A 19115-nucleotide genomic window follows, 5' to 3' on the forward strand; every position below is an offset into this window, starting at 1 on the left:
ACAACACGGTGCCCCGTGCGCACCAGAGAGGACACGACATGCTGGTAATTCCCGCCATCGATCTCAAGGACGGTCAATGCGTCCGCCTCAAGCAGGGGCGAATGGACGATGCCACCACCTACGGTGACGATCCGGTGGCCATGGCCGCCCGCTGGGTCGAGGCCGGCGCGCGCCGGCTGCACCTGGTCGACCTCAACGGCGCCTTCGAAGGCAAGCCGATCAATGGCGAGGCGGTGACCGCCATCGCCCGTCGCTGGCCTACGCTGCCCATCCAGATCGGCGGGGGTATCCGCAGCGCCGAGACCATCGAGCACTATCTCGCTGCTGGCGTCTCCTACGTGATCATCGGCACCAAGGCGGTCAAGGAGCCGGATTTCGTCGGCGAGATGTGCCGCGCCTTTCCCGGCCACGTGATCGTCGGCCTCGATGCCCGTGACGGCTTCGTCGCCACCGACGGCTGGGCCGAGGTCTCCCAGGTAAAGGCGGTGGACCTGGCCAAGCGCTTCGCCGATGACGGCGTCTCCAGCATCGTCTACACCGACATCGCCCGCGACGGCATGATGAATGGCGTCAACGTCGAAGCCACGGCAGCTCTTGCCCGCCAGGGTGGCCTGCCGGTGATCGCCTCGGGCGGGGTGACCAATCTAGATGATCTGCGCGCGCTGGTGGCAGCGGGCGAGCCGGGTATCCTCGGTGCCATCACCGGCCGCGCCATCTACGAAGGCAGCCTCGACGTGGCCGAAGGCCAGAAGCTGTGCGACCAACTGACTGCAGGGCTCGATCGAGCCGGGAGCTGAATCATGGGACTGGCCAAGCGCATCATCCCCTGTCTCGACGTCGACGCCGGCCGGGTGGTCAAGGGCGTCAATTTCATCGGCATCCGAGACGCCGGCGACCCGGTGGAGATCGCCCAGCGCTACAACCTGCAGGGCGCCGACGAGATCACCTTTCTCGATATCACCGCCAGCCATGAGGACCGCGAAACCACGGTAGAGATGGTCGAGCGTATCGCCGGCGAGGTGTTCATTCCGCTGACCGTGGGTGGCGGCATACGCACCTGCGACGATATCCGCACCATGCTCAACGCCGGTGCCGACAAGGTCTCGATCAACACCGCGGCGGTCACCAATCCCGACTTCGTGCGCGAAGCCGCCGAGCGCTTCGGTAGCCAGTGCATCGTCGTTGCCATCGATGCCAAGCGTGTCTCGGCCGAAGGAGAGACGCCTCGCTGGGAGATCTTCACCCACGGCGGGCGACGCCCCACCGGACTGGATGCCGTCGAGTGGGCAAAGAAGATGGTGGAGTACGGCGCCGGCGAGCTGCTCTTGACCAGCATGGATCGCGACGGCACCAAGGCCGGTTTCGATCTCGGCGTGACCCGTGCGATCAGCGACGCCGTGACGGTGCCGGTGATCGCCTCCGGTGGCGTCGGCAATCTCGACCATCTCGTGGACGGCGTAATAGAGGGTGGCGCCGATGCGGTACTCGCCGCCAGCATCTTCCACTTCGGCGAGTACACCATTCCCGAGGCCAAGCGCTACATGGCCGAGCATGGCATCGAGATGCGCCTGTAGCAGGGGCCAAAGAGAGTGACATTGCGGATTTCTTGTAAAGGCGCCATGCGCCGGAGCTTTATCGCTCTCGCTGCATTCATGCTGGCTCCCCCAGCGCTGCGGGCCGGACAGAACCCGATCTGGCCACCACTGTTTGAAGTCGATCATGTGCTGCTGCAGACCAGTCTCTACACGCGCCACTTCGAGCCCGAGCCCGATCACAATGACCAGCAGGACCTGATCGGACTCGAGCTGCACAACCCGCAGCGCTGGCTGATCGGTGGCGCCCGCTTCCTCAACTCCTTCGATCAGGAAGCCGTCTACCTATATGCCGGCCGTGAGTTTCCCTTGTGGGAGCCGCGCGACAACCTCACCGTGCGCGCCAAGCTGACGGCCGGCCTGCTGCACGGTTACCGTGGCGAACATCAGGACAATATCCCCTTCAACCGCTATGGCACGGCACCGGCCGCTCTACCCAGCCTGGGCCTGCAATGGGGGCGCTTCGAGACCGACCTGATTGCCTTCGGCGCCGCCGGCGCCATGATCATCGGCGGCATCCGCTTCTAGGCGGCGGTCGTCTAGCGCCTACCCCGCCTCGAGCCCGAGATTGCTCACCCCATCGTTACGCCCTAGCCGCCGCAGCGCCTTGAGTGCATCACGGTCGAGGGGCTTTTCTGCCGCTTCCAGCACCGCATCCTGAAAGTCGTTCTCGTCCGCCATGAGCGGATGCTCGCGCACCAGCTTAGAAAGCTTGCTGGCATCCTCCTCGCTCTCGGTCATTTCAATGAAGGCACGCACGCCACTCTTGGAGATGCGACTGACCTCGAGCACGGCATCGGGAGCTTCGCCGCGCAGCGTATCGAGCAGCGAAGCCAAGGCGACCACCACTTCCAGGGCGCGGCGGGCACCGAAGCTGTCATCATCGGCCGGCGGCTCGAGCTCAGCGAGCTTCTCGGCCTGCCGCTCGAAATCGATACGCGCCTCGCGTACGCTGAGCTGCTCCCATACCAGATCGAGAATTGCTCTCACCCCGGCCGGGTTTCCCGTTCCTGTCATCTGTGCATAGAGCGCATAGTTGGTTAATAACCGTTCGCACAACGCCGCCATGAAGGCCTGTCGTTGGTGCGCCGCAAGCGCCTGGAGCCGCTGGTGGAAGCCCCCTGTTGGCTGGCTCATGGATACTCCTAGTGAAATGACGGTCAGATGAAGTTCATGGGAAGTCGTAGGCTCATGGCCATAGCGCTTCCGGCGCCACTCGTTCTCGCGCATCGAAGAACACCCCCTCGGCTATCAGCCGCTGGCGCTGTTCCATGCTGCCGGGATGGTCGGCCACCCGGCGCGACGCAGTGATGACACGAAACCATGGCAGGCCATGGTCGTCGGGAAGCTCGCGCAGCGCCCGAGCGACCAGCCGCGGCGTACCTCCCTCGGTCATGGCGGCGATACGGCCATAGGTGGTTACCCGCCCCGGCGGTATCGCGGCCAGGATGGTCAGGATCTGTTCTCGCAATACCGGTTTCATGTACGCTGCCGCTCCCCCTTCCGTATCACCCTGAATGGCGAGGTTGCCATGCATTTTCACCTTCTTCAGCACAGCCCGCATCACGGCCCGGGGCGGATCGCCGACTGGCTGACCAGCATGGGACACAGCCATACCGTCTTTCATCTCCATGCGGGTGAAGCGCCCCCCAGCCTGGCCGACGGCGATGCGTTGATTCTGCTCGATGGCCCCATGGGCACATTCGACGACGAACGCTACCCCTGGCTCAAGCGCGAGCGCAAGCTGATTGCCAAAGCACTGGACGGCAACAAGCCGCTGCTCGGCATCGGCATGGGCGCCCGCATGATTGCCGCCGAGCTTGGCGCCACGGTGGGCCGCGGCACTTTTGCCGAGGTCGGCTGGCACGAGGTGACCCTGGCTGCCGAGAGCCCCTTCGACCTGCCGGAACGCTTCGCTGCCTTCATGTGGCATCGCGATGTCTTCGCCCTGCCCGACGACGCCCTGCCGCTGGGCGGCAGCGTTGGCAGTCCGGTACAAGGCTTCGCCTGGGATGCCGGACGGGCATTGGGGTTGTTGTGTCATCTCGAGGTCACGCGTGCCAGCGTGGACGAACTGCTGGCCAACAGCGAGAGGCCGGAAGGCAGCGAGACCAGCCCTCATGCCCAGCCCGCCGAGAGCATCCTGGCCGATGCCAGGCGCTTCGACCACTTGGCGCCGCTGCTCGACCGCCTGCTCAGCCAGTGGATCCGCAGCGCTCCGGCATAAGAAGCTTCAGGCCAGCTGAGGCTGTTCGGCAAGCTGCCGCGCTGCCTCCTTCGTCCACGCTCTTGCGGCTCCCAGGCAGCTGTCCCAGTCGCCAACATGGAGGAAGCGACCGGGGTCACGCTTTTCCAACTGATGACGGTACATGGGGTCGTAGTACTCGGTAAGCAGCGGTGCGAGCCAGGCCTCATGAGCCTGGCGATTGCCTCGCTCGTGTTCGCGGAAGGCGAGCTGCTGCAGCCGCTGGAGGCGAGCCAGCCGGGCCTGGCCCAGGCGCTTCTTCAATCGCGCCAGCGCACTCGCGAGCTGCTTGCGCATCAGCGTCCAGCCCAGCCATTCGCCGAACTGCTGGCGATAGATCGCCCAAAGGTCATCGATATAGTCCTTGTGGATCTGCGCCAGACGCCAGTCGAGAGGCATCTCCACCCGTATCCGAGGGGCCTGCTCCATCGCCCGCCAGAAGGTGAGCGGCACGTTAGCCGCGCCGATATGGCGCGACTCGTCCTCCACCACCAGCGGACCGGAGAGCTCCAGCAGGCGCCGGCCCATGGCATGCTCGAAATCGATCTGGCTGGGTGCCGGCAGCGGATGCCGGCCAAAGGCCGAACCCTTGTGGCGGGCGCAGCCCTCGAGATCGAGTCCGTTGGGCAGTGCCTGGATCAGCGCCGTCTTGGCGCAGCCGGTCAGCCCACCGACCACCAGCAGCGGTTGACCGGCCGCCGCGTCAATACGCTGGCACAGCGTCTGGCGCATCGCCTTCCAGCCGCCATGGATGCGTGGCCGCGTCAGACCGCTTTCGGCCAGCCACTGCTGGGCAATCTGCGAGCGCAGCCCGCCGCGATAGCAGTAGATCACCGCATCGGGATGTGCCTCGACCATGCGTCGCCAAGCAGCGATGCGTGACGCCCTGATTCCCCCGCTGACCAGCCGTTGGCCCAGCTCCATGGCAGCCTGCTGACCGTGGTGCTTGTACTCGATGCCCACCAGGCGACGCTCTTCGTCGTCCATCAGCGGCAGGTTGGTCGCACCGGGCAGGCTGCCCTGGGCGAACTCCACCGGCGCTCGCACGTCGATCAGCGGTCGCCCCTGGCGTAGCAGGGAGAGGTCGGGTTTGATCAGGGGCAGGTTCACCCGCGCACCTCGATCAGGGCCTGGCCTTCGGCCTTGACCACTTCACCGAACGGTACCAGCTCGATGCCATGTTCACGGCCGATGCGCTCGACGTCGTCCTCCCAGGAGGGGTGGACGGAGAGCAGCAGCCCACCGGAGGTCTGCGGATCGCACAACCACTGCCAGTGCGGCTCGTCCATGTCCTTGAGCGCCGTCCCCAGGGCGTTGCGGTTGCGGTGGGTGCCGCCGGGCACCGCGCCGCGGCGCCGATAGGCTTCGGCCTCGGCCAGCCGCGGCAGGCGGCGGAAGTCGATGCGTGCGGCCACACCGCTGGCCTGGCACACTTCGGTGAGATGGCCCGCCAGGCCGAAGCCGGTGACGTCGGTCATGGCATTTACACCCTTGACCTTGGCCAGCGCCATGCCGATCTGATTGGGCTTGAGCATGGTCTCGCGGGCCAGATTCTGATGGCCCGACTCGAGCAGCCCCTGCTTCTCGGCGGTAGTCAGGAAACCGACGCCCAGCGGCTTGGTCAGGAACAGTAGATCGCCGACCTGGGCGCCCTTGTTGAGCTTGAGGTGCTCGAGATCGACCAGGCCGTTGACGGCAAGGCCGAAGATCGGCTCCGGCGCGTCGATGGAGTGTCCGCCGGCCAGCGCCAGGCCCAGCTCGCGGCACACGCCCTGGGCACCTGCCACCACGTCGCCGGCGATCTCCGGCCCCAGCTTGTCCAGCGGCCAGCCGAGGATGCCGAGTGCCAGTACCGGCCTGCCGCCCATGGCGTAGACGTCACTGATGGCGTTGGTGGCGGCAATGCGGCCGAAGTCGAAGGGGTCGTCGACGATCGGCATGAAGAAATCGGTAGTGGCGATCATGCCGCGGCCATCACCCAGATCGTACACGGCCGCATCCTCGCGGCCCTGGTTGCCCACGATCAGACGCGAATGGGTAGCCCCCGGACCGGCCTTGGCCAGGATACTGTCGAGTACGTCAGGGGCAATCTTGCAGCCACAACCGGCACCATGGCTGTATTGAGTCAGGCGAATCGCGCTCATCTCGTTCTCCTTGGCAGTTCATTCGTCATTCTACCGCAGTGGGACGTCCTTGCCTCACAGTGCCTCGAGGGCGTCGGCCAGCTTGTCCACCGCCACCACCTCCATTCCCTCGGGGGCTCGCTTCGGCGCATTGGCCCGCGGCACGATAGCCCGGGTGAAGCCGTGCTTGGCCGCCTCGACGATGCGCTCCTGGCCACTGGGCACGGGGCGAATCTCACCGGAAAGCCCCACCTCGCCGAAGGCCACCAGCTCTCGCGGCAGGGGACGGTTCTGCAAGCTCGACACCACGGCGAGCAGCACAGCCAGGTCGGCACTGGTCTCGAGCACCTTGACCCCACCAACGACATTTAGGAACACGTCCTGGTCACCGGTGAACAACCCACCGTGGCGATGCAGTACCGCCAGCAGCATGGCCAGGCGATTCTGATCGAGACCCACCGCGACCCGCCGCGGGTTGCCCAGCGCCGACTCGTCGAGCAGGGCCTGCACCTCCACCAGCAGCGGTCGCGTACCCTCCCAAACTACCATCACAAGGCTACCCGAGGCCTGCTCCTCGCTGCGAGAAAGGAAAATGGCGCTGGGATTCTTCACCTCTTTCAAGCCGTGCTCGAGCATGGCAAACACGCCCAGTTCGTTGACCGCACCGAAGCGATTCTTTTGCCCGCGCAGGGTGCGGAAGCGCGAGTCGGCGCCCCCCTCGAGCAGCAGCGAAGCATCGATCATGTGCTCCAGTACCTTGGGGCCGGCCAAGGTGCCGTCCTTGGTCACGTGGCCCACCAGCAGCAGCACGCTATTGGACTGCTTGGCAAAGCGCGTCAGCACCGCAGCGGACTCACGCACCTGAGCTACGCCGCCGGGTGCCGAGGCGATGTCCTCCAGGTGCATGGTCTGGATCGAGTCGATGATCAGTATCTCGGGGTGCTCACGCTCGGCCACGGCGAGCACCGTCTCTACGCTGGTCTCGGCCAGCATCTTGAGACCCTGGGAGGGCAACTGCAGGCGATGCGCCCGCATCGCCACTTGAGAGAGCGACTCCTCCCCGGTGACATACAGTACCTTGCGCGCCTGAGCCAGCTTGCAGGCGGTTTGCAGCAGCAGGGTCGATTTGCCAGCCCCCGGGTTCCCCCCGAGCAGCACCGCCGAGCCCGGCACCAGGCCACCGCCCAGCACTCGGTCGAATTCACCGAAGGTGGAAGAAAGCCGTGGCACCGTGGTGAGGTCGACGCTGCCCAGGTCCACGACCTCCCTCGACAGGCTACCGGCGTAGCCCGAGCGACCGGCGGCGCTCGCAGACGCCGCGCCCGGGCGGGGGGCGCCCAGCCGTACCTCGCTGAGGGTATTCCATTCCAGACAGCTCGAACACTGCCCCTGCCACTTGCGATACTCCGCCCCGCACTCGGTACAGACGTAGGCACTCTTCGCTTTGGCCATGCTGGCCTCTCTTCGGCTTCGGTTCGACCCATTCTAACAGGCCTGTAAACGCGCGAAGGCGGCCCACAGGCCGCCTTCGCTACTGTCGCAACAGAGTTTTACTGGCGCTTCAACTGCAGGGCTTCGTTGTTCTGGAAGCGACGACGCTGAGGGTCGATCAGTTCCAGGGTCTGGTCATCGACGCGCAGGAAATAGTAGATCTGACCTTCACCATCCGGTGTCAGCTCGTACACGGTCGCATCAGGATCGACTGCGGTACCGCTGAGCACCTCCCAGTTGGCCGCATACTCTTCATCGGGCGGCTCCTGGGGGTGTTCCTGGTAACTGGCACGCAGGTCGAAGGTGCGTTCCTCGAGCGCAGCCTGCTCGTCACCTCGCAGCGTCACGTTCAGATCGATGCCCGCACAGTTGCGGCAGGGCAGGGTGCCTTGGTAAACGACTTCGGCATCGTCCATTGCCATGTCAGCACGGTCTTCAGCCGGGCCGGCCGCACAACCGGCCAGGAAGGCCAGCATGGCCGAGCCAGCCAGCAGGGTCCTTACTTGCATTTGTTCACTCCTAACCTATGGGTTTGTCGCGATGTACCGTATTCAGCGTATGTCACAGCATAACCCCTTCGGCCGCTGGCAGACAGTCTCGACTGCGTCTGCGTGTCGTGCCGCCTTCAGACGGCCCCCGGTTGCACGTGCGTGAACACCAGAGCCAGTACGATAGGCATCACGATCAGGCTGCCCAGGTTACCGATCAGCACCAGAGAGGCCACTTTGTGAGGCTCCTGTCGATACTGCTCGGCTACCAGATAGTTGAGCACGGCGGGAGGCAGCGCGGCAAATACCCACAGTGCCGCCGCCTGAAGCCCCGTCAGATCGAGCCACAGGATCATCGGCACGGCCAGCAGCAGACCGGAGAGCGGGCATAGCACGGCACCAAGCAGGCCAGTCTTCCAGTCGCCGAAGTCAATGTCGAGCATGCGTACTCCGAGCGCAAACAGCATCAGCGGAATACACACACCACCCAGCATATGCAGCGCTTCGAGCAGCCAGCCGGGTAGCGGTACGCCACCCAGGTTGACGCTCAGACCCGCCAGGCTTGCCAATACGATCGGCATGCGCAATAGCCGCCACAGCGGCGTATGTGGGCTCAACATGTAGAGGCCGACGGAGAAGTGCAGCAGCATTTCAACGATGAATACTACCACCGCGGCGGGCAGAGCCGCCTCACCGAAAGCCAGTACCAGCAGCGGGATGCCCATGTTGCCGGAGTTGTTGAACATCATCGGCGGCAGGAAGGTTTTGGGCTCGAGCTCGAGAAGCCTGACCAGAGGCCACAGCAACACGCCGGACCCCAGCACCACGACGGCAGCCCCTAGTGCCAGACCGGCATACTCCGCCAGCGGCGCCTGTCGATCCGCCAGTACGGCGAACACCAGCATGGGAACGAAGATTTCCATGTTGAGCGTGTTCAGGCTGCGGATGTCGGGCGTACGGAAGCGACCATAAAGGGTCCCGCAGCCCGCAATCAGAAAGACCGGAAGCAGAGTGGCAATGATCTGGGCGGTCATGAAGGGGTTCCGATATTCACGCGAAAGCGCCTAGGCTAGCACGCCGCCGGCTTGCGCGGTCAGCCCGCACCGGTCAACATGGCCTAAAGTCTGCCCTTGCGAGAAACGAGACCCCATGAGCCAGTTCTGGAGCCCGGCGGTGCGCGAGTTGACGCCCTACGTACCGGGAGAGCAACCGCGCGAGAAGTTGATCAAGCTGAACACCAACGAAAACCCCTATCCGCCCGCACCCGGTGTGGAGGCGGCGTTGCGTGAATACCCCGTCGATCACCTGCGCCTCTATCCCGACCCGCAATCTCTGGCCCTGCGCGAGGCGCTTGCCCGGGAACATGGCGTCGAAGTCGGGCAGGTCTTCGTCGGTAACGGCTCCGACGAAGTGCTGGCACTGGCCTTCCAGGCTTTCTTTTGCCACGACCGTCCGCTCGAGATGCCGGATATCACCTACAGCTTCTATCCGGTCTACTGCAAGCTGTACGCCATCGAAAGACGCAGCCTGCCGCTCAACAGCGAGTGGCAAGTCGACCTCGATGCCTTTACCACCGACAGCGGCGGCGCCATCTTCGCCAACCCCAACGCACCTACGGCACATGGTCACTCTCGCAGTGCCATAGCCAACCTGCTCGAGCGCTTGACTGATCAGGTGGTACTGGTCGACGAGGCTTATGTCGACTTCGGCGGTGAGAGCGTCGTACCGCTGATCGAGCGTTTCCCCAACCTGCTGGTGACGGGCACTTTCTCGAAATCGCGCAGCCTGGCCGGCCTTCGCCTGGGCTATGCCATCGGCTCTCGCGAACTGGTCGAAGGGCTCGAGCGGGTCAAGGACTCGTTCAACTCCTACCCCATCGACAGCCTGGCCAGTGCGCTCGCCATCGCCTCGCTGGAGGACAAGGCGCATTTCGATGCCTGTCGGGAGCGCGTCATCACCACACGTGAGCGCACCGTACGGCGACTTATGAAGCTCGGCTTCGATGTGCTGCCCTCACAGGCCAACTTCATCCTGGCCCGCCATTCCGATCACGATGCCGCCCAGCTGTTCGTCGGCCTGCGTGAACGCGGCATTCTGGTCCGCCATTTCAATACCGAGACGCTGCGCGACTTCCTGCGCATCTCCATCGGAACTGACGACGAAATGAATAGCCTGATCGAGACCTTCGAGGCTCTCTGCCGCTGATATTGTCCCGGGCGCCGCTTGGCGCCCGTTTCATACCGAGGTCACCCACATGTCCACGGCTCCCCTCCCCCTGTCGGGCGTTCACCACATCGCCCTGATCACCGCCGACTACCCCCGCGCCAAGTGCTTCTATATCGAGGTGCTGGGTGCAGACGTCATCAGCGAGACCTATCGCGCCGAACGCGACAGTTACAAGCTGGACCTGAGACTCCCTGGCGGTATCCATTTGGAGCTCTTCTCCTTTCCCGAGCCTCCGGCACGCCAAAGCTACCCCGAGGCCTGCGGCTGGCGCCACCTTGCCCTGGCCACTACCGATCTGGATGCCTGCATGAAGTTGCTCCAGGCACGCGGTGCACGAGCCGAGCCCATTCGGATCGACGCCCTGACGGGCTCACGCTTCACCTTCATGAGTGATCCCGACGGCACGCCTATCGAGCTGTACGAAGAGAAACGACAGACAAAGAAAAACCCCGAGCGCTATGGCACTCGGGGTTTTGGGAAGTCCTGAACGACGAAACCCAGCCTCTTTCGAAGCTGGGTCTCTGAAGAGATGCCTGACGATGACCTACTCTCGCATGGGGAGACCCCACACTACCATCGGCGCTGAGCGGTTTCACTGCTGAGTTCGGCATGGGATCAGGTGGTTCCCACTCGCTATGGTCGTCAGGCGAAAACGGTTGGAATCATGCTGAGCGATACGTCTCGCCGGGGCGTGCCCGGGCGTATCCGTCAATTTTCGTGCGCAATGCGCAGACCCCTTGGGGTTATATGGTCAAGCCTCACGGGCCATTAGTACCGGTTAGCTCAACGCCTCGCAGCGCTTCCACACCCGGCCTATCAACCAGCTGGTCTCGCTGGGCCCTTCAGGAGGCTCGAGGCCTCGGGGATGTCTCATCTTGAAGGGGGCTTCCCGCTTAGATGCTTTCAGCGGTTATCCCGTCCGCACGTAGCTACCCGGCAATGCCACTGGCGTGACAACCGGAACACCAGAGGTGCGTCCACTCCGGTCCTCTCGTACTAGGAGCAGCTCTTCTCAAACATCCAACGCCCACGGCAGATAGGGACCGAACTGTCTCACGACGTTCTAAACCCAGCTCGCGTACCACTTTAAATGGCGAACAGCCATACCCTTGGGACCGACTTCAGCCCCAGGATGTGATGAGCCGACATCGAGGTGCCAAACACCGCCGTCGATGTGAACTCTTGGGCGGTATCAGCCTGTTATCCCCGGAGTACCTTTTATCCGTTGAGCGATGGCCCTTCCATACAGAACCACCGGATCACTAGAACCTACTTTCGTACCTGCTCGACGTGTCTGTCTCGCAGTCAAGCACCCTTATGCTCTTGCACTCAATGCACGATTTCCGACCGTGCTGAGGGTACCTTCGTGCTCCTCCGTTACTCTTTGGGAGGAGACCGCCCCAGTCAAACTACCCACCACACACTGTCCTCGATCCGGATCACGGACCTGAGTTAGAACGCCAATGATGCCAGGCTGGTATTTCAAGGGTGGCTCCGCCCGAACTGGCGTCCGGGTTTCCTAGCCTCCCAGCTATCCTACACAAGCAACATCAGCGTCCAGTGTGAAGCTATAGTAAAGGTTCACGGGGTCTTTCCGTCTAGCCGCGGGTACACAGCATCTTCACTGCGATTTCAATTTCACTGAGTCTCGGGTGGAGACAGCGTGGCCATCATTACGCCATTCGTGCAGGTCGGAACTTACCCGACAAGGAATTTCGCTACCTTAGGACCGTTATAGTTACGGCCGCCGTTTACCGGGGCTTCGATCAAGAGCTTCGCCCGAGGGCTAACACCATCACTTAACCTTCCGGCACCGGGCAGGCGTCACACCCTATACGTCCGCTTGCGCGTTTGCAGAGTGCTGTGTTTTTAATAAACAGTTGCAGCCACCTGGTATCTTCGACCGGTTCGAGCTCCAGCAGCAAGTGCCTTCACCCTACGCCGGCGTGCCTTCTCCCGAAGTTACGGCACCATTTTGCCTAGTTCCTTCACCCGAGTTCTCTCAAGCGCCTTGGTATTCTCTACCTGACCACCTGTGTCGGTTTGGGGTACGGTCCCACTGTATCTGAAGCTTAGAGGCTTTTCCTGGAAGCGTGGCATCGATGACTTCCACCCCGTGGGGTGTTCGTCTCGCCTCTCGGCCTTGGGGATCCGGATTTGCCTGAACCCCCAGCCTACTGGCTTTCACCAGGACAACCAACGCCTGGCTCACCTAGCCTTCTTCGTCCCCCCATCGCAATACAGTGAGGTACGGGAATATTGACCCGTTTCCCATCGACTACGCCTTTCGGCCTCGCCTTAGGGGCCGACTCACTCTGCTCCGATTAGCGTCGAACAGAAACCCTTGGTCTTCCGGCGGGGGAGTTTTTCACTCCCCTTGTCGTTACTCATGTCAGCATTCGCACTCGTGATACCTCCAGCAGACTTCTCAATCCACCTTCATCGGCTTACACGACGCTCCTCTACCGCTTGCCATTCGGCAAGCCCGTAGCTTCGGTACCTGGTTTAGCCCCGTTACATCTTCCGCGCAGGCCGACTCGACTAGTGAGCTATTACGCTTTCTTTAAAGGATGGCTGCTTCTAAGCCAACCTCCTAGCTGTCTGAGCCTTCCCACATCGTTTCCCACTTAACCAGGATTTCGGGACCTTAGCTGACGGTCTGGGTTGTTTCCCTTTTCACGACGGACGTTAGCACCCGCCGTGTGTCTCCCACGCTCGCACTCACCGGTATTCGGAGTTTGCCTCGGGTTGGTAAGCCGGGATGGCCCCCTAGCCGAAACAGTGCTCTACCCCCGATGGTGATACGTGAGGCGCTACCTAAATAGCTTTCGAGGAGAACCAGCTATCTCCGGGCTTGATTAGCCTTTCACTCCGATCCACAAGTCATCCAAATCTTTTTCAACAGATCCTGGTTCGGTCCTCCAGTTGATGTTACTCAACCTTCAACCTGCTCATGGATAGATCGCCCGGTTTCGGGTCTATTTCCAGCGACTGGTCGCCCAGTTAAGACTCGCTTTCGCTACGCCTCCCCTATTCGGTTAAGCTCGCCACTGAAAATAAGTCGCTGACCCATTATACAAAAGGTACGCGGTCACCGAACAAGTCGGCTCCCACTGCTTGTACGCATACGGTTTCAGGATCTATTTCACTCCCCTCGCCGGGGTTCTTTTCGCCTTTCCCTCACGGTACTGGTTCACTATCGGTCAGCCAGGAGTATTTAGCCTTGGAGGATGGTCCCCCCATGTTCAGTCAAGGTTTCTCGTGCCCCGACCTACTCGTTTTCACGCCACTCGGATTTCGGCTACGGGACTATCACCCGCTATGGTCAGGCTTCCCAGCCTGTTCGCCTATCGATTGTGTCGCTTAAGGGCTAGTCCCCGTTCGCTCGCCGCTACTAGGGGAATCTCGGTTGATTTCTTTTCCTCGGGGTACTTAGATGTTTCAGTTCCCCCGGTTCGCCTCCCAACACCTATGGATTCAGTGTGGGATACCCTGCTTGTGCAGGGTGGGTTTCCCCATTCGGAAATGCCCGGGTCACAGGTTGTTTGCCACCTCACCGAGCCTTATCGCAGGCTACAACGTCCTTCATCGCCTCTGGCTGCCAAGGCATCCACCGTATGCGCTTAATCGCTTGACCATATAACCCGAAAGGGTCTGGTCCGCGATTACGTACGACAATTGCCGGATACGCTTGAGACGTATCTCGCATTTCTCCTTGCGGAGAAATTGTCAGCATGATTCACATTGTTAAAGAGCAGACTGTCAATCGACAGTCATAAACCCGACATCGCAAGGCGCGACGCTGGCTTATGACTGCAGATCCGATCAGGGTAGACTGTGGAGAAGTGTGGTGGAGCCAAGCGGGATCGAACCGCTGACCTCCTGCGTGCAAGGCAGGCGCTCTCCCAGCTGAGCTATGGCCCCGAAAGTAATTTGTGTGAGACAAGGCGAAAGACGACGACGTATAGCCTGCTATACGAGGACTCTTTCAACGACGTATCACGCAAATTTGGTGGGTCTGGGCAGATTTGAACTGCCGACCTCACCCTTATCAGGGGTGCGCTCTAACCAACTGAGCTACAGACCCGGCTTACAACCACTGGGTCGGCGACCCAAACAGTCTTTGCTCTGGTCGATCAGGTAATTCATTGTGAGCACTTGCCGCGAGGCGGTGATACGTCGTTTAAGGAGGTGATCCAGCCGCAGGTTCCCCTACGGCTACCTTGTTACGACTTCACCCCAGTCATGAACCACACCGTGGTGATCGCCCTCCCGAAGGTTAGGCTAACCACTTCTGGTGCAGTCCACTCCCATGGTGTGACGGGCGGTGTGTACAAGGCCCGGGAACGTATTCACCGTGACATTCTGATTCACGATTACTAGCGATTCCGACTTCACGGAGTCGAGTTGCAGACTCCGATCCGGACTGAGATCGGCTTTCTGGGATTAGCTTGCTCTCGCGAGCTTGCAACCCTTTGTACCAACCATTGTAGCACGTGTGTAGCCCTACCCGTAAGGGCCATGATGACTTGACGTCGTCCCCACCTTCCTCCGGTTTGTCACCGGCAGTCTCCCTAGAGTTCCCGACCGAATCGCTGGCAAATAGGGACAAGGGTTGCGCTCGTTACGGGACTTAACCCAACATTTCACAACACGAGCTGACGACAGCCATGCAGCACCTGTCTCTGCGCTCCCGAAGGCACCCCTTCGTCTCCGAAGGGTTCGCAGGATGTCAAGGGTAGGTAAGGTTCTTCGCGTTGCATCGAATTAAACCACATGCTCCACCGCTTGTGCGGGCCCCCGTCAATTCATTTGAGTTTTAACCTTGCGGCCGTACTCCCCAGGCGGTCGACTTATCGCGTTAACTGCGCCACAAAGTCCGCGAAGGACCCAACGGCTAGTCGACATCGTTTACGGCGTGGACTACCAGGGTATCTAATCCTGTTTGCTACCCACGCTTTCGCACCTCAGTGTCAGTGTCAGTCCAGAAGGCCGCCTTCGCCACTGGTATTCCTCCCGATCTCTACGCATTTCACCGCTACACCGGGAATTCTACCTTCCTCTCCTGCACTCTAGCCTGACAGTTCCGGATGCCGTTCCCAGGTTGAGCCCGGGGCTTTCACAACCGGCTTATCAAGCCACCTACGCGCGCTTTACGCCCAGTAATTCCGATTAACGCTCGCACCCTCCGTATTACCGCGGCTGCTGGCACGGAGTTAGCCGGTGCTTCTTCTGTGGGTGATGTCCTTCCTCCCGGGTATTGACCGGAAGGCTTTCTTCCCCACTGAAAGTGCTTTACAACCCGAAGGCCTTCTTCACACACGCGGCATGGCTGGATCAGGGTTGCCCCCATTGTCCAATATTCCCCACTGCTGCCTCCCGTAGGAGTTCGGGCCGTGTCTCAGTCCCGATGTGGCTGATCATCCTCTCAGACCAGCTACGGATCGTCGCCTTGGTGAGCCATTACCTCACCAACCAGCTAATCCGACATAGGCTCATCCGATAGCGCGAGGTCCGAAGAGCCCCCGCTTTCTCCCGTAGGACGTATGCGGTATTAGCCTGGGTTTCCCCAGGTTATCCCCCACTATCGGGCAGATTCCTATGCATTACTCACCCGTCCGCCGCTCGCCACCAGGGAGCAAGCTCCCCGTGCTGCCGCTCGACTTGCATGTGTTAGGCCTGCCGCCAGCGTTCAATCTGAGCCATGATCAAACTCTTCAGTTTCAAATCATTGTGGTTCTTACTCATCCCTTTCCGAAGAAACGGACAAAAGCGAACCAAACTTGGCTCAAGGTCAAAGCTTCTCAAAAAGACCCGAAGGTCTTCGACGAGTCGCTTGCCTCGATAGGGTGTGACTTCTCACCCACCTCGTCGACAAGCGCCCACATGAATTACCTGATCGATTGTTAAAGAGCGGCTCCCACTCGCTTCAATCACTGCCTGAAGCGCGGAGCGTCTCGCTTGCTGTCGTGGCAACTGACTCTGTCAGCGGCCTCGCCAGCGCCCTGCGAGGAAGGCGTATTCTACCGATTCGGCGGAGTCTGTCAACTCCCTTCGAGGCCGTCACCGTAGCGAACCTGGCGTCGAAGACCGGCGTCGCGGTTTCCGTGAGAGCCCTCGGCGGGCCTCTCTCGAGTGGGCGCATTCTACCGAATCCGCCGTGAGCGTCAAGCAGGAATTTTACGAAGCGAGTCGAAAAATCCAAAGCGCGACAGCCACTTACCACTCTTCCCACCACTGACAACGTTGCCCGTTGCCGGCAGCGGATGCGTACTTTACGGTTTTCACCGCGACCCTGCAAGGGCTGCCTGTAAAAAAGTTTCAGAATGACGGCAGGGGCATGAAGAAGCGATGACGGGCAAGCTATCCACAGGCGGTGCGGAACGACCGCCTGTGGACGGATCGGCGATGCCGCCAGTGACGACAACGCCCGCTCATGGCGGGCGCTGGCAGAGCAACTGACTTGCAATCAATAGCTCAGGATCAGGCGGCTCGTGCTCAGCAGAGCGTCACCCGAGCATAGCGTTTCTTGCCAGCCTGGATGACGTAGCTCTTGCCGGTATCGAGCATATGCTCCTTGGCGACTACTTCGCCATCGACTTTGACCCGACCGTTGCCCAGCATGTCCTTGGCTTGGGCACTGTTGTTGGCGAGCCCCGAGCGGTTGAGCACTGCAGCGATCGGCGCCTGGGCGCTCCCTTCGAAGTCCACTTCCACTTCGGGCAGGTCTTCGGGCAACTCGCCCTCGGCCAGGCGATTGCCGGCCGACTTGTGGGCGTTGGCCGCTGCCTCTTCGTCGTGATAGCGCCCGATCAGCTCACGCGCCAGGACCATCTTGATGTCGCGGGGGTTGGCACCGGCATCGACGTCACGCTTGAGCGCCTCGATCTCCTCGTTGGATTTCAGCGAGAGCAGTTCGAAGTAGCGCCACATGAGGCTGTCGGGCATGGAAACGAGCTTATTGAACATCGAGCCAGGCGCCTCGTCGACGCCGACGTAGTTGCCCAATGACTTGGACATCTTCTGCACGCCGTCGAGCCCCTCGAGCAGCGGCATGGTAATGACTACTTGAGGCTCCATGCCGAAGTGCTTCTGAATCTCGCGCCCCATCAGCAGGTTGAACTTCTGGTCGGTGCCGCCCATCTCGACGTCGGCCTCGAGCGCCACGGAGTCGTAGCCCTGCACCAGCGGGTAGAGAAATTCATGAATGGAGATCGGCTGACCCGACTTGTAGCGCTTGTCGAAATCGTCACGCTCGAGCATGCGCGCCACCGTGCTCTGGGCCGCCAGCTCGATCATCTTGGCCGCGGTGAGTTCGCCGAACCACTCGGAGTTGAAACGCACCTCGGTCTTGGCAGGGTCGAGGATCTTGAACACCTGCTCCTTGTAGGTCTGCGCATTGGCACGGACCTCTTCCTCGGTGAGCGGCTTGCGGGTGACGTTCTTGCCAGTGGGGTCGCCGATGCGCCCGGTGAAGTCGCCGATCAGGAAAATGATCTGGTGGCCCAGATCCTGAAACTGGCGCATCTTGGTCAGCAGCACGCTATGGCCGAGGTGAAGATCGGGCGCCGTGGGATCGAAGCCCGCCTTGATGCGCAGCTTGCGGCCGGACTCGAGCTTCTTGACCAGCTCCTCCTCCAGCAGAATCTCCTGAGTACCTCGCTTCAGCAGCGCCAGTGCGCTTGCAACGTCGGTCATCGTCTCCCACTCCACGAATTGCGTTGATCCACCCCACGGCAGGGTCCATCGAATGGGGCACGATGTTAGCATGACTTAACGCCCCGCGGGGCGGCCACGTTAGGGGGAGAAGAGATGGCACTATTCGTCGGCCTGATGTCCGGCACCAGCCTGGATGGTATCGATGCCGCCCTGGTCGAGATCGATGCTATGGGCCGGCCGCGATTGCTTTTCACCCATGCGGAAGCAATGCCCACAGCTCTCCATGAGCAGCTGTTGCAGCTCTGCCAAGCCGAGCGGGTTGCCTTCGCCGAATTGGCCAGCGCCGAGGATGCCTTCAGCCGGCTCCAGGCCGCTGCCGTACTGCGTTTGCTCGATGACAACGACATCGCCGCCGAGCTGGTCACCGCCATTGGCAGCCACGGACAGACCATCGAGCATGCACCCTGGGGCCACGCCGATGGGCCGGCTTATACGTTGCAGCTCGACAACCCGAGCCTGATCGCCGAGCTGACCGGCTGCACGGTGGTGGCCGACTTCCGTCGTCGCGACCTGGCCGCCGGCGGTCAGGCCGCTCCCTTGGCGCCAGCCTTTCACGAGGCGCTGTTCCGTCGCAAAGGGCAATGGCAGTTGGTACTCAACCTGGGGGGATTTGCCAACCTGACCCTGCTGCCGCCAGCGGAAAGTGACGCCCAAATCATCGGCTTCGATACCGGCCCGGCCAACGCCCTGCTGGATGCCTGGCATGCACGCCACCGCGGTGGCCGCTTCGATGCCGACGGTAACTGGGCCGCTGCGGGGAGTGTGGACGAAACCTTGCTCGAGAGATTGCTGGGCGAGCCCTTCTTTCATCGCCCGCCGCCGCGCAGCACCGGGCGTGAGGTGTTCCATCTCGACTGGCTCGAATACCATCTCACAGGGAAAGAGAACCCCATTGACGTGCAGGCCACCCTGGCGGAACTGACCGCCACCAGCGTGACCCTGGGTATCGAGATGGCGCGTGAACTCGTCGGCGCCCCCGCAGCCTCGGCGCTGATCCCCTGTGGTGGCGGCGCGCATAACCGCGACCTGCTCGGCCGCCTGGCCCGCCACTTGCCCGAGACCGCTCTGGTGCCCAGCAGCGACTGGGGCTGGCCGGCCGACTGGCTGGAAGCCGGCGCCTTTGCCTGGCTCGCCTGGCGCCGCCTGGAGGGGCTGCCCGGCAACCTGCCCAGCGTTACCGGTGCCGCCGGCCCCAGGGTGCTTGGCGGCCTTTTTTCACCTTAAGGCCGAA

15 protein-coding genes, 2 tRNA genes and 3 rRNA genes are annotated in these 19115 nt (G+C 61.8%); 7 read left to right on the plus strand and 13 right to left on the minus strand.

The window, feature by feature from the left end; all coding sequences use genetic code 11:
• Positions 1-38: 38 nt before the first annotated feature.
• The 3 genes from hisA to HNO52_RS19390 all read left to right on the plus strand — a co-directional run bounded on the left by hisA (position 39) and on the right by HNO52_RS19390 (position 2120).
• A complete protein-coding gene (gene hisA, locus HNO52_RS19380) occupies positions 39-797 on the plus strand; it encodes a 1-(5-phosphoribosyl)-5-[(5-phosphoribosylamino)methylideneamino]imidazole-4-carboxamide isomerase (RefSeq protein ID WP_167117554.1) in 759 nt (252 codons plus the stop codon).
• 3 nt (positions 798-800) lie between these two features.
• Entirely contained in the window at positions 801-1574 is a 774-nt protein-coding gene (hisF, locus tag HNO52_RS19385) for an imidazole glycerol phosphate synthase subunit HisF (protein ID WP_197566808.1), read from the plus strand.
• Between the two features lie 78 nt (positions 1575-1652).
• Complete coding sequence (locus HNO52_RS19390; RefSeq protein WP_232090404.1) at positions 1653-2120, plus strand: hypothetical protein; 468 nt, start codon at positions 1653-1655, stop codon at positions 2118-2120.
• An 18-nt stretch (positions 2121-2138) separates the two neighbouring features.
• Here HNO52_RS19390 and HNO52_RS19395 read toward each other — a convergent pair whose 3' ends face one another.
• Both HNO52_RS19395 and HNO52_RS19400 read right to left on the minus strand, forming a co-directional pair.
• Positions 2139-2729: a YjaG family protein gene (locus HNO52_RS19395; protein ID WP_197566810.1), complete on the minus strand. Its 591-nt coding sequence runs from the start codon at positions 2727-2729 to the stop codon at positions 2139-2141.
• A gap of 52 nt (positions 2730-2781) precedes the next feature.
• Positions 2782-3075 carry an MGMT family protein gene (locus HNO52_RS19400; RefSeq protein WP_197569308.1) on the minus strand — a complete coding sequence of 98 codons (294 nt, stop codon included), beginning with the start codon at positions 3073-3075 and terminating at the stop codon, positions 2782-2784.
• A 48-nt stretch (positions 3076-3123) separates the two neighbouring features.
• Between HNO52_RS19400 and HNO52_RS19405 the strand changes: the two genes are divergently transcribed.
• Positions 3124-3819, plus strand: a complete 696-nt coding sequence (locus tag HNO52_RS19405) for a type 1 glutamine amidotransferase (protein WP_197566811.1) — start codon at positions 3124-3126, stop codon at positions 3817-3819.
• A 6-nt stretch (positions 3820-3825) separates the two neighbouring features.
• Here HNO52_RS19405 and mnmH read toward each other — a convergent pair whose 3' ends face one another.
• The 5 genes from mnmH to HNO52_RS19430 form a co-directional block, all read right to left on the minus strand.
• Positions 3826-4947, minus strand: a complete 1122-nt coding sequence (mnmH, locus tag HNO52_RS19410; protein WP_197566812.1) for a tRNA 2-selenouridine(34) synthase MnmH — start codon at positions 4945-4947, stop codon at positions 3826-3828.
• Complete coding sequence (gene selD / locus HNO52_RS19415) at positions 4944-5981, minus strand: selenide, water dikinase SelD (protein WP_197566813.1); 1038 nt, start codon at positions 5979-5981, stop codon at positions 4944-4946. Before selD ends, mnmH begins: the two co-directional genes overlap by 4 nt.
• Positions 5982-6035: 54 nt before the next feature.
• A complete protein-coding gene (radA, locus tag HNO52_RS19420) occupies positions 6036-7412 on the minus strand; it encodes a DNA repair protein RadA (protein WP_197566814.1) in 1377 nt (458 codons plus the stop codon).
• Positions 7413-7510: 98 nt separating this feature from the next.
• Complete coding sequence (locus HNO52_RS19425) at positions 7511-7960, minus strand: copper resistance protein NlpE N-terminal domain-containing protein (RefSeq protein ID WP_197566815.1); 450 nt, start codon at positions 7958-7960, stop codon at positions 7511-7513.
• A 116-nt stretch (positions 7961-8076) separates the two neighbouring features.
• Positions 8077-8973 (minus strand): AEC family transporter, encoded by an 897-nt coding sequence (locus HNO52_RS19430; RefSeq protein WP_197566816.1) that lies wholly within the window; start codon positions 8971-8973, stop codon positions 8077-8079.
• Between the two features lie 115 nt (positions 8974-9088).
• On the opposite strand from HNO52_RS19430, the gene hisC reads away from it, so the two are divergent.
• Positions 9089-10144 (plus strand): histidinol-phosphate transaminase, encoded by a 1056-nt coding sequence (gene hisC, locus HNO52_RS19435; RefSeq protein WP_197566817.1) that lies wholly within the window; start codon positions 9089-9091, stop codon positions 10142-10144.
• A gap of 49 nt (positions 10145-10193) precedes the next feature.
• Positions 10194-10652: an SMU1112c/YaeR family gloxylase I-like metalloprotein gene (gloA2, locus tag HNO52_RS19440; protein WP_197566818.1), complete on the plus strand. Its 459-nt coding sequence runs from the start codon at positions 10194-10196 to the stop codon at positions 10650-10652.
• 44 nt (positions 10653-10696) lie between these two features.
• Here gloA2 and rrf read toward each other — a convergent pair.
• The 6 genes from rrf to tyrS all read right to left on the minus strand — a co-directional run bounded on the left by rrf (position 10697) and on the right by tyrS (position 17863).
• Positions 10697-10812 (minus strand): 5S ribosomal RNA (gene rrf / locus HNO52_RS19445).
• Between the two features lie 100 nt (positions 10813-10912).
• A 23S ribosomal RNA gene (locus HNO52_RS19450) occupies positions 10913-13802 on the minus strand.
• Positions 13803-14013: 211 nt separating this feature from the next.
• Positions 14014-14089: transfer RNA gene (locus HNO52_RS19455), tRNA-Ala, on the minus strand.
• Between the two features lie 86 nt (positions 14090-14175).
• Positions 14176-14252, minus strand: a tRNA-Ile gene (locus tag HNO52_RS19460).
• Between the two features lie 97 nt (positions 14253-14349).
• Positions 14350-15889 (minus strand): 16S ribosomal RNA (locus HNO52_RS19465).
• The 16S, 23S and 5S rRNA genes sit together here with 2 tRNA genes alongside, the layout of an rRNA operon.
• A gap of 774 nt (positions 15890-16663) precedes the next feature.
• Positions 16664-17863: a tyrosine--tRNA ligase gene (tyrS, locus tag HNO52_RS19470; protein ID WP_197566819.1), complete on the minus strand. Its 1200-nt coding sequence runs from the start codon at positions 17861-17863 to the stop codon at positions 16664-16666.
• A 114-nt stretch (positions 17864-17977) separates the two neighbouring features.
• Here tyrS and HNO52_RS19475 point away from each other — a divergent pair, with 114 nt between their 5' ends.
• The gene (locus HNO52_RS19475; RefSeq protein ID WP_197566820.1) at positions 17978-19108 is read left to right on the plus strand and encodes an anhydro-N-acetylmuramic acid kinase; all 1131 of its coding nucleotides are present in this window, start codon (positions 17978-17980) and stop codon (positions 19106-19108) included.
• The last annotated feature ends 7 nt before the right edge of the window (positions 19109-19115 follow it).

The sequence above is a fragment of the Halomonas sp. MCCC 1A13316 genome (genome assembly GCF_014931605.1).
In the GTDB taxonomy this organism is placed as follows: domain Bacteria; phylum Pseudomonadota; class Gammaproteobacteria; order Pseudomonadales; family Halomonadaceae; genus Halomonas.